At 64.9% G+C, this 16,041-nt stretch carries 14 protein-coding genes; all 14 read right to left on the reverse strand.

Annotation, left to right across the window (positions count from 1 at the left end):
• Nucleotides 1-73: 73 nt before the first annotated feature.
• Nucleotides 74-1,768, reverse strand: coding sequence for a DUF6020 family protein (locus NFR41_RS08950; RefSeq protein ID WP_251231572.1), 1,695 nt, complete (start codon nucleotides 1,766-1,768; stop codon nucleotides 74-76).
• Nucleotides 1,769-2,182 (reverse strand): GtrA family protein, encoded by a 414-nt coding sequence (locus NFR41_RS08955; RefSeq protein ID WP_251231573.1) that lies wholly within the window; start codon nucleotides 2,180-2,182, stop codon nucleotides 1,769-1,771. It abuts the gene before it with no gap.
• Nucleotides 2,179-2,568: a DUF2304 domain-containing protein gene (locus tag NFR41_RS08960; protein WP_251231574.1), complete on the reverse strand. Its 390-nt coding sequence runs from the start codon at nucleotides 2,566-2,568 to the stop codon at nucleotides 2,179-2,181. The genes NFR41_RS08955 and NFR41_RS08960 overlap by 4 nt, the downstream gene beginning before the upstream one ends.
• Nucleotides 2,565-3,263, reverse strand: coding sequence for a glycosyltransferase family 2 protein (locus NFR41_RS08965; protein ID WP_251231575.1), 699 nt, complete (start codon nucleotides 3,261-3,263; stop codon nucleotides 2,565-2,567). The genes NFR41_RS08960 and NFR41_RS08965 overlap by 4 nt, the downstream gene beginning before the upstream one ends.
• Before the next feature lie 370 nt (nucleotides 3,264-3,633).
• Complete coding sequence (locus NFR41_RS08970; RefSeq protein WP_251231576.1) at nucleotides 3,634-4,512, reverse strand: LicD family protein; 879 nt, start codon at nucleotides 4,510-4,512, stop codon at nucleotides 3,634-3,636.
• A 33-nt stretch (nucleotides 4,513-4,545) separates the two neighbouring features.
• On the reverse strand, nucleotides 4,546-5,595 hold the full coding sequence (locus tag NFR41_RS08975) for a glycosyltransferase family 2 protein (protein WP_251231577.1): 1,050 nt from the start codon (nucleotides 5,593-5,595) through the stop codon (nucleotides 4,546-4,548).
• Entirely contained in the window at nucleotides 5,596-6,984 is a 1,389-nt protein-coding gene (gene tig, locus NFR41_RS08980; protein ID WP_251231578.1) for a trigger factor, read from the reverse strand.
• A 66-nt stretch (nucleotides 6,985-7,050) separates the two neighbouring features.
• A complete protein-coding gene (locus NFR41_RS08985) occupies nucleotides 7,051-10,458 on the reverse strand; it encodes an FtsX-like permease family protein (RefSeq protein WP_251231579.1) in 3,408 nt (1,135 codons plus the stop codon).
• A 12-nt stretch (nucleotides 10,459-10,470) separates the two neighbouring features.
• Entirely contained in the window at nucleotides 10,471-11,172 is a 702-nt protein-coding gene (locus tag NFR41_RS08990) for an ABC transporter ATP-binding protein (protein WP_251231580.1), read from the reverse strand.
• A 196-nt stretch (nucleotides 11,173-11,368) separates the two neighbouring features.
• Complete coding sequence (gene bsh, locus NFR41_RS08995; RefSeq protein WP_251231581.1) at nucleotides 11,369-12,334, reverse strand: choloylglycine hydrolase; 966 nt, start codon at nucleotides 12,332-12,334, stop codon at nucleotides 11,369-11,371.
• A gap of 217 nt (nucleotides 12,335-12,551) precedes the next feature.
• The gene (locus NFR41_RS09000; RefSeq protein ID WP_251231582.1) at nucleotides 12,552-13,163 is read right to left on the reverse strand and encodes an ABC transporter ATP-binding protein; all 612 of its coding nucleotides are present in this window, start codon (nucleotides 13,161-13,163) and stop codon (nucleotides 12,552-12,554) included.
• The gene (locus NFR41_RS09005; RefSeq protein WP_251231583.1) at nucleotides 13,160-14,185 is read right to left on the reverse strand and encodes an ATP-binding cassette domain-containing protein; all 1,026 of its coding nucleotides are present in this window, start codon (nucleotides 14,183-14,185) and stop codon (nucleotides 13,160-13,162) included. Before NFR41_RS09005 ends, NFR41_RS09000 begins: the two co-directional genes overlap by 4 nt.
• Before the next feature lie 9 nt (nucleotides 14,186-14,194).
• Complete coding sequence (locus tag NFR41_RS09010; protein WP_251231584.1) at nucleotides 14,195-15,058, reverse strand: ABC transporter permease; 864 nt, start codon at nucleotides 15,056-15,058, stop codon at nucleotides 14,195-14,197.
• Nucleotides 15,051-16,031: an ABC transporter permease gene (locus NFR41_RS09015; protein ID WP_251231585.1), complete on the reverse strand. Its 981-nt coding sequence runs from the start codon at nucleotides 16,029-16,031 to the stop codon at nucleotides 15,051-15,053. Before NFR41_RS09015 ends, NFR41_RS09010 begins: the two co-directional genes overlap by 8 nt.
• Between the last annotated feature and the right edge of the window lie 10 nt (nucleotides 16,032-16,041).

Below are 16,041 nucleotides of genomic sequence, written 5' to 3' on the forward strand. Positions count from 1 at the left end.
GAAATCCGACGGCACAGAACCGACCAGCCCATCAGGGAGCAGCAGAGGAAAAAGACCGAAGCCACGTAGGAAATCATCGTCGCGCCTCCTCCCATCGACACGAGCAAAGCGCGATCAAATAGGGCGCCGCGAAGAAGAGGGGCAGCGCATACCTGCCCGTGGAATAGGGAGAGGCTACGCAGACCAACAAGGTAATCGCTATAGGAGCGAGAACAAGGAGCGCCGTCTTGAAACGCCGTACGCAGAACGCAAAGCATAGGGACGGGATAACGAACGAGTACAGGCATATCATGAACAACCAGCTGGTCGGCGCCTGGCCCGCAAGCCACCAGTAAAGGTTCGTCGCGCCGAGCCTGAGTGGTTCGAGGAATGCCGGATTCGATATCCTTGTGTTCTCATGGGAGAGGGGGCTGCCTGTGTTCGAGTAGATTGAGATAGTCTTGCACGGGACAAAGTAGCCTGCCGCCGTGCAAGCGATAGACTCCAGGTAGCAAACGGGGTCACTCATCCCCTGCCGCAGCCACACCTTCCAGTATGCAGCCTTCTGCTCCGGAGTGGCCTCGTAGTCCGCCTGCTGCTTCACGTTGTCGTTGCAGAACGGGTCGTAGCGTTCGGCGAGCGTATCCCACCTCAGGACATCGTCGATAGCCTGGCGGTCTTCAGGGCTAACCTGCTCGCCGTGGACGGTGACATAGCGTGCCGTCTGCTGCCAGGCAATGGCCGATACCTCCGAGGAAGAACCTTGAACCACGTCAAACGCGGGGAATACGACAACGGGCAGAACGAACCACATCGCAAGGGCCGCTGGCGCAACGGACACCGCGATGGGCACCCATTGCTTCCTTAAAACGACGAGCAGCACGACAGCCCCCAGAAGCACGAGGTAGATTCCCGTCTTCTTCGTTAGCGAGCACAGCACGCAAGCAACCGTTAAGGCGACAATGAACCAGCGTCGGGACAGAGCGGTTCCCTTCGTTCTTGCGACCTCGGCATACAAGTACAGGTACCACAGGAAGAAGACGGCGTAGAGGGAGTCCTTGGTCATGGTTACGGCGAAAATCCCCGTGGGCGGGAAAAACGCGACGAACAACAGGGCCGCCCCGGCACAAGCCCGCGCTGTCTTGGAATCGGTCCATTTCCCCACCGAAGCAAGCAAAACCGAGACCATGAGGGCGAGCCCGAAAGCCTGAAGCGTCACGTAGGCGAACACCCCATAGTTCTGCCAGCCGAAAAGCAAGTCGCTACCGTAGGCAAACAGGCCAAAGACAAGCGTGTCGAAGAAGGGGTTGGTGTCGAGGAAATACCCTTCGACAGGCAGCCCGGTTATGCTGTCGGTGAAGGGATGGTTGTCCGGATACCACTGGTATATCTGGTAGAACGTATCCCACCCCATCGAGCCAGGGTAGAAGCAGACGAGCCAGACTGCCCACACAGCCAGAACCGCCGCCGCGCGTACGAGAACGGACCGACGATTCCACGTTGGCGCCACGCGGCAGAGAATCGGGTGATCCTTTGCCGCGAACGCACGACCGAGGGTCCTCGCGGCGGTTCCGACAACGGTAAAAACGGCACTCATAATGGCGATGCGCAGCGCCAGCCCCGCCGGACCCAGGGTCAGGTATCCCTTTATTCCGTACTCCATCCCCAACACGTAGACAGCGGCGAAAATGGCGGCCAGCACCAAGACGTTCCGCTGTTGCGTCATCCAGACAACCATGCGGTGCGAGCGCTTGCGGCGCTCGGCAACCCCGACATCTCCTGCCGCCATCTAAACGAACACCGCCTTCCGATACATGAAGAAGTTCCATGGAACGATGATGCACATAGCGGCCGCTTTCGCGACGACGGACCATGCGCCCGCCTGAATGAGGAAAGCCACGATAGCGGTGGACAGGAGCGTATCGAAAACGAATAAGGCAACGTATTTAACCAGGCATCTCGCAAACCCGCTTCGAATCCTGAACGTGTAAGTACCGTTCATGGCGAAATTGAACCCCGTGGACAGCAAAAGGGCGGCAACGTTCGAAACGGCCACAGACAACCCGATAGCCGAGTAGAGAAGCTCGAAAACGACAAGCTCTATGGCTGCAGAAAAACCGCCGACCACAAGGTAGCGCCACAGCTGAGACCTCGTTTGCCGCTCCCCCTCCTCGCGACGCTCATCGGTGGTCGCAGCGCTCATCGCGGTACCTTCTCGTCGGAAACAACCGCCCGAGAGCCGCTCAGGTGCTCGACCTCCGCCTTGACGCAAGAGACCTCCTGAACCAGCCGAACGATTCGGCGCGCCTGCTTCGACACGACGGAGCACAGCATGAGGCAGACCGCAGCAAGAATCGCGATGCCTATCACTAACAGGAAATTAGCCAGGGTCTCGAAGCCCAGGAAGTGCGCCAAGGCCAAGGCTGGTTCGGGAAACACGTCCACAACCAGTCCGAGGCACCCCAAAGCCAACCAGAAGAAAGAGTAGCGCAGCAGAAACCGCTCGCGGCGGATCATGGCGAAGACGAAGGCCAGAAAGCCGACGCATAGCAACGCGAAGAAAATACGCAGCCCTATATCGAGAGTCATCGCGTCCCCTTTCGCCGTCCAAAGACAAAGATGGACAACCCCACCTTGAGCATGTAGTAGCAACTCTTCAGCCCGTTTATCGACGAAGAGCCTCCCTCCCGCTCGTGCATCCGAACGGGAACCTCCTTGACAGCAAGACCATGAGAAAGGGAGAAGGCCAGAGATTCCGGCTCGGGATAATCACTGGGATAGCTTCTCACGAAGAGGGCGAGTGCCCGTCGATTCACCGCTCGAAACCCCGAGGTGACATCCCGAATAGTCTGACCGGTAGAAGCTTTGAGGGAGGCCGAGAGAAGGCTGATCCCCATACGCCGAACGCGGCTCGAACGAAACTCGCTCTCATCCCCCACGAATCGAGAGCCGACGCAGATATCGGCTACGCCGTCAGCTAGCGGGGAGACGATGTCTTCGACATAGGAAACATCATGCTGTCCGTCGCCATCAAACTGGACGGCGACATCGTAACCATGGGAAAGCGCGTAGATATAGCCCGTTTGAACGGCTCCGCCTATACCGAGATTCTCGACAAGGTCGATATGCGGAGCGTTGATTTCATCGAGAATCTGCGGGGTTCGGTCCGTCGACCCGTCGTTAACGATGAGATAGTCGTAGGGAGATTCGGTCAGACGAGCTGCAACCGCCCTGATGGACTCTTCCTCGTTATAGGCAGGAACAACGAGGAGGACCCCCCCCATCGAGTTCAGTTTGCCTTGGCTACCAGCACGCATTCTCGACCAACTACCTCTCGGACACGGAATTCGCCTGCGTCTTTCCTTGTCGAGTCATTTTCCGCTAGCACCCCTGTCCCAAACGGCAGGAGCACCAAATTCCAGAATACTTCGATACGAAAGCATGCCAATCAGATCCCGAGCGTTGCATTCGCATCCCGCATATCGGGCGGGTTCGCGCGAAAAACCGCACCAACACGCCCGATATGCGGAATTCGAAGGCTTCGGGGGCGGGAGGACGACGGGGTCAGGCAGCGGCCGGGCGGCGGGACCACCTGGCGGCGGAGCCGGGCGACGGGGACCAGGGAGCTGCGCTCGCCGGAAGCGGAGGGGCGGCCTACTCTTCCGCGAGCACTTCGGAGTTGTGGACGTTGCGCTCGCTTTCGGGAGGCGGGGTCATGTAGTCGGGGCCGTAAATGGTGGTGAGCACGGCCTCCCAGTTGCCCGGCGCCGTGAACTCGGCGTTCTCGAAGGGCAGCGACACCCCCTCCCCGAACCAGTCCACATCGAAAATCTCGGTGAAGCCCCGAGCCGCATGCAGGTTGATGGTGCGCCCACCGGCCTGGTAGGGATAGCGCTTAAGCGCCCGCTCGGTCTTCAGCAGCACCTTGTGGTAGTCGCTGCCGTAGGGACGCACCACCCGGCAGAACCCCTGCAGGCACTTCAGCGCCACGTTGCCGGCAAGCCCGCGGTCGCGGTTCGTGTCCACCACGTAGTCGAAGTCAGCCGTGGCGTCCATGACCTTCCAGAACATGAGCCGCGCCTTGTGGGCCGCGATGGCGGGCGCCGACGACGGGAAGCCGTCCATGGGAATGACGTCGATCCAGGCGTCCTCCACCCGATCGGCGTTGGCGGCTCGGTTTACGATGCGCATCTTGGGGCTGGTCACCTTGGCCATGCCATGGCGGTAGGCATCGTCGGAGTACAGGCTTTCCACCGTGAAGCCCGCGCCCGCCAGCGCCGCGGGAGCAAGCTCCAGGAAGCGCTCGTAGTCGGGCCGGGGCATGCACAGGTCCACATCGTCGTCCCAGGGAATGAAGCCCTTGTGGCGCACAGCCCCCAGAAGCGTGCCGCCGATCATGTAGTAGCGAAGGTTCTCCTGCTCGCAGAACGCGGCGAACGCCTTCATGATGGAGAGCTCCACCAGCTGCAGCTTGCGAAGGTCGCTTACGCCCTCGTCTGCCACCTCTATCTTTGCGCCCTCTTCGGCGACCATACTTACAACCTCCCGCCCGAAATCACGTTGCACCTACAAGGCACCCTGTACGCGCCGCTTCGGGAATAGCTTCCTGAACAGCCCCGACACCAAGCCTGCCACCGTACCTACCCCGTAGGAGAGATGAATCCCCATGAACACGAACGGCAAAGCCGCGGCCGTCCAGTTGCGCTCGTCGGGCGACGAGGCACAGGCCTTCACCGCAAGCACGATGCACAAAAGCAGGTACAGCGCCGCGCACACCGCGAAGGGAGCCCACGAAACCGCGGCACCCAGCACGGCCATGAGGACGACTCCCAGGACGAAGGCCAGCGGCACGAAATGGTGCAGCTGCAGGCACTTCGGCTGCACGAACACCGTGCGGCCCACCCAGAAGCCGTTGCCGTATTTCTGCTTGAGCATCTTCGCCAGCGTAGGACGGGCGAACTGCTCGGACCTGATGGACGGGTCGAACCACAGCCGATAGCCCGCCTGGCGCACGCGGTAGTTCCAGTCGTTGTCCTCGGTGCGCAGCAGCTCTTCGTTCATGGGCCCCACGGCCTCGGTCACGCAGCGGCGATACGCACCATGAAACAACGAGGGCACCTCGCGGCCGGCCTCGCCGTTGCGGTAGGCAGCGGGACTGGAACCAAATGCGCACTCCTCAGCCAAATGCAGGGTCTTCTGCCAATCAGAGGGATTGCGCAATACAGTGGGCCTGGGGCCGCCGCATACGTCCTCGCCGCCTTCGAGCACGCCCACATTGGCCGCCACGAAGTCGGGCGGCACCGAGGCATGGGCGTCGATGCGAATGAACACATCGCCAGAGTAGGCCGCCAAGGCTCGGTTCCAGCCCGCAGCCTGAAACACCTTGGGGTTGTCCAGCACCGCGACGCGCGCGAAGGCGCCGGGGTTTTCGCGGGCATAGTCGTCCATAAGACGGCGGGTTCCGTCGGTCGAAGCGCTATCCACGAGCAACAGCTCCATGCGCTCATGGGGGAAGGCCTGCGCCTCGAGGTCGGCCAGAAGCCCGGGCAGGCTCGCCTCCTCGTTGCGGGCCACCACCCCCACCGACACCATACCGACCGGCTCAGCAGACCCCATCTACTCGGCCTTCTCGCCTTCGCCGGACACAGGCGCGCTCTCGGCGCTCGCGTCTTCGGGGGAGCCGCCTTCGGCCTGAGCCTGCTCAACCTCGGCAACCGGGGCCGACGGGTTGATGTCCTTTATCGTGGCGTGGGCGACCAGGTACTCGTTGGCTTTCTGGCGCTCGGCGATCTCGCGCAGGGCGAAGCCTTGGCCGGCCTCCTCCATCTGGCGCTTGGCACCTGCCGGGTCCTGGGGGTTGAGCTGGGCCGCAGCGGCCATCAGGTCGTCGTCGGTGATGGAGAGCTTCTCGTGGCGGAACACCGCATCCAGAGCATAGCCGCTGGCCAGCATCTGGCGCGCCTGCAGCATCAGCATCATGCCGAATTGCTGCTCGCCGCCTTGGCTTTCCATGAACTGCTCGAAGCTCATGCCCTGCTGGGATGCCTGCATATGGGCCTGCTGCATGAGGGTGGAGCGCATGGCCTCGTACACCTCGTCGGCAATGCGCCCCTTGAAGCGCATGGACGCCTGCTGCGAGGCCTGCTGCAGGGCCATCTGGTGACGCTGCTGCTCAAGCTGCATGCGCATGCTGTCCTCGATGGCGCCGCGCAGGGCGTCGATGCCCTTCATCATAGGGAAGAAGTTGGCCACGAACTGGTCGTCGAGCGCCGGGATCTCCTTGCGCTGCAACTCGAGCACCTTCACGGTGCACTCGATCTTGTCCTGGCCCTCATCCATGCCGGGCAGCGTCAGAGTGAAGGACTTCTCGTCCCCCACGTTCATGCCCACAAGCTCGTCGTCGAAAGCCGGGGGCATCATGCCCAAGCCCATGACGTAGGTGCGGCCTTCGGTGGACAGGCCCTTCATCTCCTCGCCGCCGCGGGTAGCCGCCAAGCTGATCTTGGCCGCGTCGTCGCGTCCCAAAGGATGCACTTCGTCGCTGGCCACGAAGCTGGCGTAGCTGTCGGCCATCTGGGCCAGCTGCTGGTCGACGGCTTCCTGGGGTACTTCCACCACGGGCAGCGCCAGCGACAGCGGGCTATAGTCTTCCAGCTCGTAGACGGGCTTGGGGGTAACGGTCAGGCTGAAGCTGAACGGCTTGCCACGGCGAAGCGGCTCGCTGCTTTCGGTCTTCGGGGGAAACGCCGGCACCAGGTTGCGCTTGTCCAGGGCGAAGGGAGCCAAGAGCTCCATGGCCTGGGCGCCCACCATGCCGTCCACGTCCTTCACGCCCAGCTGCTCGGTGATGGCCTGGGCAGCGGTCTTGCCCGCCTGGGGCCGCACGCCCATCTGCTGGGCGAACGCCTGGGCCGCCAGGTCGAGGGCGTGGGATACCTCGGCCGACGCCGCCACGGCCTCCAAACGGATATGGCCGTCGGCCAGCTTCTTCTCGGTTACCTTCATCGGTTCAGCCTTTCTTCGAAAGATTGTTTCGCGCCATTGTAGCGCAAGCGGGCCGCAGCGAACGTCCTACTCGTTGGACTTCAAGCTCTCCACCATGTCTATACGGGCGATCTTGGGCTTCATAGCAAGCATGGACACCCAGGTGAACACCATGGTCAGCACGAAGGCCAGCACGAAGCTGAGCAGATGGATCTGGCGCCCGAACATCACGCCGTCCACCTCGGCCGTAAGCACCACGAACGATTCCAGCCCCATGCCCAACACCAAGCCCACCAGGGCGCCGATGGCTGCCAGCAGGAATATCTCGCGGAAGATGTAGGCGTTGGTCTCGCGGGGCAGAAAACCGAGCACTTTCAGCGTGGCGATCTCACGGGCGCGCTCGGAGATGTTGATGTTCGTGAGGTTGTACAGCACGATGAACGCCAGCAGCGCGGCCGACACCACCAGCACCACCACGATCAGGTTCACGCTGGCAAGCATGGAGCGGTAGGTCTCTATGGTCTCGTCGTTGAAGGCCGCGGTCTTCACCGCATCGGCCTCCTGCAGGCGGTCGAGCAGCCCTTCGCGTGCGCTCTCATTGTCGGAGGCAATGACGAAGCGGGTGGAGTACTCGGCCGGCTTGCCGAAGGTCTCCTCGTACAGATCCGGGCCCATGAACACGTCGTAGCCGATGTAGTTCTCGACGATGCCCGTCACGGGCACCCGGTAGGTGGCGGACGTGGGGTTGCCCGCCGAATCCTGCTCGGTCAGCGTAAGGCTGTCCCCCGCTACCACGCCGCACACCTGGGCCAGCTTCTCGGACACCAGGCAGCCGTCCTGCCCCAGCGTCAGCGCCTCCTGGCTTAAGCGGTTACGCAAGGTGAAGAAACCCGCGAAGCCGTCGGGGTCTTCGGGCACCACCAGGTTCAGGCGCACGTCTGTCGCGTCGGGGCCGCTTGCGAGCATCGGCTCGTCCAGGACGGCGGCCGCATCCTCCACCGCCGGATCATCCGCCAGCAGCGCATCGACCGCATCCACGTCCTCCTGGGACGCATCCTCGTCCAGCGTGACGGTGAGATTGTACTTCGTCAGCTCGCCGAACTGTTTGTTGATGATGTCGTTGATGGCGTCGGATATGCCCAGCCCCGTCAGCAGCAGCGCCGTGCAGCCCGCAATGCCGACGATGGTCATGAACAGGCGCTTCTTGTATCGGAACATGTTGCGCAGGGTTACCTTCCAGCTGAAGCTCAGCCGCTTCCACACAGGAGACACCCGCTCGAGCAGAATCCGCCTGCCCGCCTTCGGCGCCGGCGGCAGCATGAGGGCCGCAGGGCGCTCGGCCAGGACCACCCACGCCGCAGCCGCCGTGGCGACCAGCGTCACCCCTATGCCGATTACCGCAGACAGCCCGGCGATCGCCGGGTCGATGGGCAGCGGGAAGGTCGGCAGGGGCACGAAATAGACGATGCCGTAGGCGGTCATGATGACGAAGGGCAGCAGCTGGGAGAGCGCAAGCACGCCCACGACGCAGCCGATGACGCTGGCCAGCAGACCGTAGGCCACGTACTTCCACGCGATGCGCCTCTTGGAGTAGCCCAGGGCCTTGAACGTGCCTATGAGCATGCGGTCGTCCTCCACCATGCGGGTCATGGTGGTAAGCGCCACCAGGGCAGCCACCAGGAAGAAGATGAGCGGGAACACCGAGGCGATGGAATCGATGCGGTCGGCGTCGGCGTCGAAGGCGGCAACCCCGTAGTTCGACGAACGGTCGAGCACGATCCACTCGGGAAGCTCCAGCTCGTCTATCCGCTCCTGGGCGTCGTCTATCTCGGCCTGGGCGTCGGCCAGCTTCTCGTCGGCCTCGGCTTTCCGGGCGTCGTACTCCGCCTGCCCTTCGTCTATGGCCGCCTGGGCCGAGGCCAGCTCGTCGGCAGAGCCGGACAGCTGAGAGCGCGACTCGTCCAGCTGGCCCTGGGATTCGTCCAACTCGCCCTGGGACTGATCGATGGTGCTCAAGGCGTCGGAAAGCTGCTCGTGGCTCTCGCGCAGAGCTTGCTCGTTGGCCTCTATCTGGGTGCGCGCCTCCTGCAGCTGGGACCGCCGCTGGTCGAGCTCGGCGCGGGCTGCATCAAGCTGGACCTTCGTGGCGTTTATCTGGGCTTCCGACGAATCGAAGGCCTCCACCGCGGCGCGCGCTTTCGCCAGCTGGGCCGACGCGGCCTCGTCGCCGGCATCCGCCGCCGCCTGCAAACCGGGGATGGCCTCGCGCAACTGGTCTATCTGCGAGCGGTTCTGCTCCAGCTCCCATGCGGCGTCCTGGTAGGCGTTGATGCCCTGGGTATAGCTTTCCTCGGCGGCGTTGTACTGGGCCACGCCGGCGTTGTACTCCTCCTGGGCCGCCTGCAGCTGCGCGGTGCCTTCCTCGTACTGGGTGCGCCCTTCCTCGTACTGGGCGCGGGCGTCGTCGAGCTGGCCGCTTCCCTCTTCGAGCCGCTGCTGGCCCTCGTCGAAGCGCGCCTGGCCGTCAGCCAGCTGGGCGCGTCCGTCGGCCAGCTGGGCGCGGGCATCGTCGAGCTGCGCCGCGGCGTCGGCCAGCTGGGCCTCGGCGTCGGCCCGTTCGCGCTCGAGCGTCTCCTTCGCCTCGTCGAGCTCCTCCTGGGCCTGGGCCCTCACCTCGTCCAGGCGCCGCTGCTCGCATTCGGGGGCGATGGCCTCTATCTCGTCGACCACCTTCTGCACGGCGTCGTCGTAAGGGACGGTGAGGGATTCCTCGCCGGCGGCAGCGGCCACGGTGACGAACACCTCGGTGAAGGGCAGATCGTCGTTGAAGTCGCCCTCGGGCACGTACATGTACTCCTGGACGGCGCCGGTGGAAAGCGACGTGGATCCCAAACTTGCCGAGGTGGCGTAGTAAGGCGAGTTCACGAAGCCCACGATGGTGTAGGAGGTTTCGTCGAGCACCTCGTCCAGGTCCTGCACGCCCTCCTGCAGCTGCACTGTGTCCCCGATGGCCATGGACTCGCTGCGGGGCACCGTGCCCGCCATCACGCATTCGCCCGCGTTCTCGGGCCAGCGGCCCTCCAGAAGCACCGGGCGGTTCAGGTAGTCGGCATCGTCGGAAGCAGCCGAGCGGCCGTCGGGCGACGACGAGTCGGCGCATGCCGGCGGAATCGAGTGGATGCGGACGACGTACTGGCGCTCGTCCACCAGGGCCACCGCATCGGTCTCGTAGGCCCCCATCGCCCCTGACACGCCGTCAAGGCTTCGGATGGCCTCCACGTCGTCTTCCGTAAGACCCAGCGGGGACACCACGCGGATGTCCATAAGGGCGCTGCCGTCGAAGAACTCGTCGGCTGCCTGCTTCATATCTGGAGCGGTCATGCGCAGTCCCGCATAGAAACCGCAGCCCAGAGCCACGATCGCGGCGATGGCCACGAACCGGCCGAGCGATCCTCTGATGGAACGCAGGACGTTCTTCGAGAAAACCGATGCCATGGCGCGCCACCCCTACCAGTCGATGGTGTCGGCCGAAGCAGGCCGCTTGTTGCGCCTCACGCTTGAGATGGAGCCCTCGCGCACGCGGATGACCCTATCGGCGATGGAGCAGAACGCCGAGTTGTGGGTGACCACCACCACGGTCTTGCCCATGTCGCGGCTCATGTCCTGCAAAAGCTTCAGCACCGCCTTGCCCGTCTGGTAGTCCAAAGCGCCCGTAGGCTCGTCGCACAGCAAAAGCTGGGGGTTCTTGGCCAGGGCGCGGGCAATGGCCACCCGCTGCTGCTCGCCGCCGGAAAGCTGCCCGGGGAAGTTGTCCATACGCTGGGCCAGCCCCACGCGGCGCAGCATGTCCGCCGCGTTCAGCGGGTTCTTGCAGATCTGGCTGGCCAGCTCCACGTTCTCCAAGGCCGTGAGGTTGGCCACCAGGTTGTAGAACTGGAAGACGAAGCCGATGTCGTAGCGGCGATACATCGTAAGCTCGCGTTCGGAGAAGTCGCTGATCTGCCGCCCGCCTAGGCTGATGGTGCCCGAAGTGACGCCGTCCATGCCCCCCAGCATGTTCAGAAGCGTGGTCTTGCCCGCTCCCGACGGCCCCACGATGACGACGAACTCCCCCTCCTCGATGTCGAAGGTCATGCCCCGGGCGGCGCATACGTCCACCTCGCCCATGTGGTAGATCTTCGAAACGTCCCTGAACTCTACGAGCGCCATGGCTTCCTCTTCCCAACAAAAAACGTCCGACCGCGCAATCGGCCCCACCGAACCGGCGAGGCCGACAAAAGCCGCTTATGGCAGTCTTTCGATTATGCCAGTCTTTTCAGAGAAGCGCCAGGTGCGAGACGCCGGCTTCGGCAAAACTGCCCAGGACCCGCGTCTGCCGCGCAAACCCCGGGGCGACACCGTTCGGCTACAGGCGCTCCAGCGGCGGCACGATGAGGGCTTCGGGCGAGGCGCCGACGTAATCGCGCAGGTGCACGGCGCGCACGCAGGGGTCGGCGTAGGTGTTGAAGTAGTAGGTGGAGGTGTTGGCGCTGAAACAGTCGGAGAACAGCGTCACCTCGTAGCTGCCGTCCTCCATGCACGAGCTGCCCTCCACCATGGCCACGGCACCCAAGGTGCGCAGCATGCGGGCCACGTTGTCGGTTTCGGACTCCTTCTTCGGGTAGAAGTTGTTCACGTAGGCGGCGCGGACGAAGCGGGAGGTGGCGTAGGCGTCGCCTGGGATGCCGCGCATGCACGAGCCCGAACCGAAGGGGGTCATCTCGCAGCTATCCCACGCAACGGTGCCGGCCCAGCGGTTCTCGCAGTTCAGGTAGTTGCGCAGGTTCTCGAGATGCCAGGGGAAGGGCGGCTGGTTGGTCAGTACGTCCACGTCGTCGTGGTAGACGTGCATGCCGTCGGATTGGTACTCCACCACGATGCTGCGCTGCGCGTCGGCGATCATCCAGTGCAGCATGGCAACGGGCAGGCTCTCGTCGATGGGCTTGGCCACGATGGCCACGTTCTCCAAGGCGCGCTCCACCTCGTCCACCGTGGAGAAGTTAGCGCCCACCCAGGCCGGGAACTCGTAGGCGGCCAGGTTCTCCTTCCCCTCCACCGGGCCCTCCTCGAACTGCGCGTAGCCGGCGAAGTTCAGACCGCCCACGCACAATCCCGCGTCGTTTCCGCAGTTGAAGAACAGCGGGTAGCCGTTGAACTGGGCGGAATTGCCCACGGCGGCGTGCTTGGCCGGCTCGGCCTGCCCGAAGGCGCGGGGCAGCATGAAGCCCTTGGGCATGACCACGGGCACCTCGCCGTAGCTTACGTTCCAATCGAAGTTGCGTCCCCAGAACATATGCCCCGCCGTGTCGGTGAACCTGACCCCTGTGCACATGGCGAAGCTCCTTTCCACCACCGGGAACCTGGCGACCGCGCGCCCAGGCGTCCCGGCAAGATAGCTTACGGTATCGCTGATGATTCTAGATGGCCGGGCAGCGTGCCCGCGGCGAAGCGAGGCGGTGATTCCGAAGCGTAACGTGGAGGTGGAGAAGACGACGAACGGCCGGAAGGCTCCCCGCAACCGAGAAAGGCGGCCCGGGGCGGCGCGGGCTCTACGGGCGCGCGGCGGTCGTCAGATCGAGCTCGCGAGTGGCCAGGCGATGCGCCAGCGATTCGGAGTGGGTGGTGAGCACCAGCCCCAGGTTTCGCGCGCGGGCCTCCTCCAAGATCACCGACCACACCTGGGCCTGCGTGATGGCGTCCAGCATGGTGGAGATCTCGTCGGCCACCAGGTAACGGGGGTTGGCCATGAGGGCGCGGGCTATGCAGAACCGCTGCAGCTCGCCGCCCGAGAGCTCGCGGGGATAGCGCGAAAGCCATCGGTCGCGAATGCCCAGCCGCTCCATCAGCTCCCCGTCGAGCGGCCCCGCCTCGCGAAGGGCGGCCTCCATGCGCCGACGCGGGTCCACCGCATGCTCCGGGTGCTGGCCGATCAGCTGCACCGGGCAGCATCCTTTGCGCGGCAGAGGTTCGCCGTTCGCCAGGACCATGCCCGTATCGGGCTGCTCGTATCCCGCAAGCAGCCGGCACAGCGTGGTCTTCCCGAAGCCCGAGGGCGCCTTCAGACACAAGCGCTCGCCGGGGGCCACCTCCAAGGAGAATCCCCGGTACAAGGGCGCGTTTCCGCGATAGGAAAACGAGATGTCGCAAGCCTGCAGCATCATGCCTCCCCGTCCGCCGCCGCGCCATCCTCCAACGGCAGGCCAGCCGCCGCGAAGTCGTGCTCGGGCAGCGCATGCCACAGCCGGCGCGAGAAGGGATGGCGCAACAGGTTGGGGTCGCGGAAGCTCTCCACCGAGGTCTCCTCCACCACCGTCCCGTCCAGAAACACCGCCACACGGTCGGCCACGGACAGGGCCAGCTCCACGTCGTGGGTGATGAGCAGCACGCCGCCTCCCCCGTCCGCGAACTCGCGCAGGTCGGCCAAGGCTGCCCGGGCCAGCTCCAGATCCAGGCCGGGCGTGGGCTCGTCGGCAATGATGAGCTTCGGGTCGTCCATGAGCGCGCAGCACAGGAGCACCCGCCGCGCCATGCCGCCGGACAGCTCGAAGGGGTACAGCCGCTCCACCTCGGGCCCCAGACCGTAGCGGGCGAAGAGCTGTCGCTGCCGGGCTGCGCGCGCCTTGTCGTCGCCGCTGCGCGCAAAGCCGCGCACCTGCCGGCCCACGCGCATGAGCGGGTCCAAGCTGGCAACCGACTGGGGCACCAGCGAGATGCCGTGCCCGCGCAGGGCCGCAAGAGAACGGGCGTCCTGCGGCTTGCCGTCGAAGTAAATCGTGCCGGACACGGAGGCGTTGGGCTCGAAGAGCCCCATGACGGCGTCCGCCAGCAGAGTCTTTCCCGAACCGGACGCGCCCACCACGGCCACGATCTCGCCAGCATGCACCGACACGTGCAGGTCGTGCACTACGGGCACTTCGTGCTGGGACGTTGCGAGGAACCGGCGGGCGTCCCCAAGCCATCGGGCGATGCGACCCGGTTTCGCCGCCGCACCCCGCCCCTGCCCGCGCCCGCCCGCCGCGCGCTGCTCGCCAGACACGACTGCGGCGTCATCGTACATGCGGAAAGCCACGGTGAGCCCCTCCACCTGCAGCAAGTGGTGGTCGCCGGCGTGGTGGGTGGACGCGCCGTGGGAGTGGTGATGGTGGAACTCGCCGTCCCGATGAACGTTGCTATGCGCTTCCATGGCCCTCCCCTATTCCTGAGCGCTCGTCGGGTCGACCAGGCGGCGAACCGACGACCCCACCGCGTCGAACAGCATGACCGCCGCTATGAGGGCAAGCCCCGGGAACACCGCCAGCCACCACAGGCCCGCCGACAGGTAGGTCATGGATTCGGACAGGATGATGCCGATGGCCGGCTGCTCGGGCGGAAGGCCGAAGCCCAGAAACGTGAGGGCGGCCTCGTGGAGTATGGCATGGGGGAACATGAGGATAAGCCCCACCAGGAACTGCGGCAGCACGAAGGGCACCATGTGGCGCAGGGCGATCTGGACCGGCGTCGCCCCCAGCTTGCGCGCCGCAGCGACGAAGCCAGACTGGCGGCACTGCAGGATCTCGGCCCGGACCACGCGAGTGAGCGACGGCCAATGGGTAAGGGCAACGCCTATGGTCACGCCCCAGAACCCCTTGCCCAGGGCGAAGGAGATCAGGATGAGCAAGACGATGTGGGGAATCCCCATCATGAGGTCGATAAGCCAGCTCACCGCCGCATCGGCGCGTCGTCCCCCCAGGGCGGCGACGCTTCCCAGCACGAGCGCGATCAGCGACGACGCCCCGGCCGCCCCCAAACCCACCAGCACGCTCAGCGACAGCCCCGCCAGGGTGCGCGCCAGCATGTCGCGGCCCATCCAGTCGGTCCCGAAGGGGTGCACCAGCGACGGCGGCAGATTCTTCTGGGTGAAGTCGGTCGCCATGGCCGCGGGCTCCAGCACGCGCCCGGCCACCACCACGCCGACAAGCAGCGCCACCGACGCCACGGCCAGCACGAGCGCAGCCCGGCGGCTGGGCAGGCGCCGCGCCTTCGGGATGTGCAGTATGCCGGATGCCAGCTCAGCCACGGGAATACTCCTTGCGCATACGGGGGTCTACCACGCCGTAGAGGATGTTCGCCACCAGATTCCCGCCGAACACCAGCGCCGCCGACACCAAGGCGATACCGGCAAGAAGAGCCGTATCTCCCCCGATGCCGGCGCTTACGGCGGCCTGGCCCAGGCCCGGATAGCTGAATACCTGCTCCACCAGCACCGAGCCGCCGAAGATCTCGGCGATCTGGGAGCATTGGATGGTCAGGGCCGGAAGCACCAGGTTGCGCAGGCCGTGGTGAACCACGATGGAGCCGGTGGACTCGCCGCGCGCCCGGGCGAAGCGCACGTAGGGCGAGCCCATGACGTCGATGGTCTTCTCCCGGGTGTGCAGCGCCACGTTGGCCACCCCCACCACCGACAGCGTGATAGCAGGCAGCGCCAGGTGGTGGAACGCGTCAAGCCAGGTAACGTCGGCAGCCGCCTTGCCGATGGGGGCCGAGAACCCGATGGGAAACCACCCCAGCACCACGCCGAACACGATGAGCATGAGCAGCGCCACCCAGAAGGTGGGGCTTGCGGCCAAGACGAAGCAGAAGGCCTTCACTAACCGGTCGGCGGCGCCGCCGCGGCGCACACCGGCCGCAATGCCCAGGGCCAGCCCGAGCACGCCGCTTGCAAGCCACGCGATGCCCATGAGCACCAGCGAGTTCGCGGCGCGCTGAGCCACCACCTGGGCCACGGGGGCGTTGAAGCGCAGGGAATCGCCCATGTCTCCCCGCAAAAGCCCCGACACCCAGGACGCATAGCGCTCGACAAGCGGCACGTCCTTGCCCCAGTACGCCTGCAGGGTGGCCAGCTTCTCGTCGGACATGCCCGACAGCGCCGCCTGGCCCACGTTGGCCGCCACCGGGTCCACCGGCGAAAGACTCACCAGGGAAAACACCACCATGCTCACGGCAACCATGAGCACGGCAAAGCGTCCTATCTGCCGAGCGGCGAAAGCCACGACCTGCGAC

The organism is Adlercreutzia aquisgranensis, assembly GCF_943193145.1.
Classification (GTDB): domain Bacteria; phylum Actinomycetota; class Coriobacteriia; order Coriobacteriales; family Eggerthellaceae; genus Xiamenia; species Xiamenia aquisgranensis.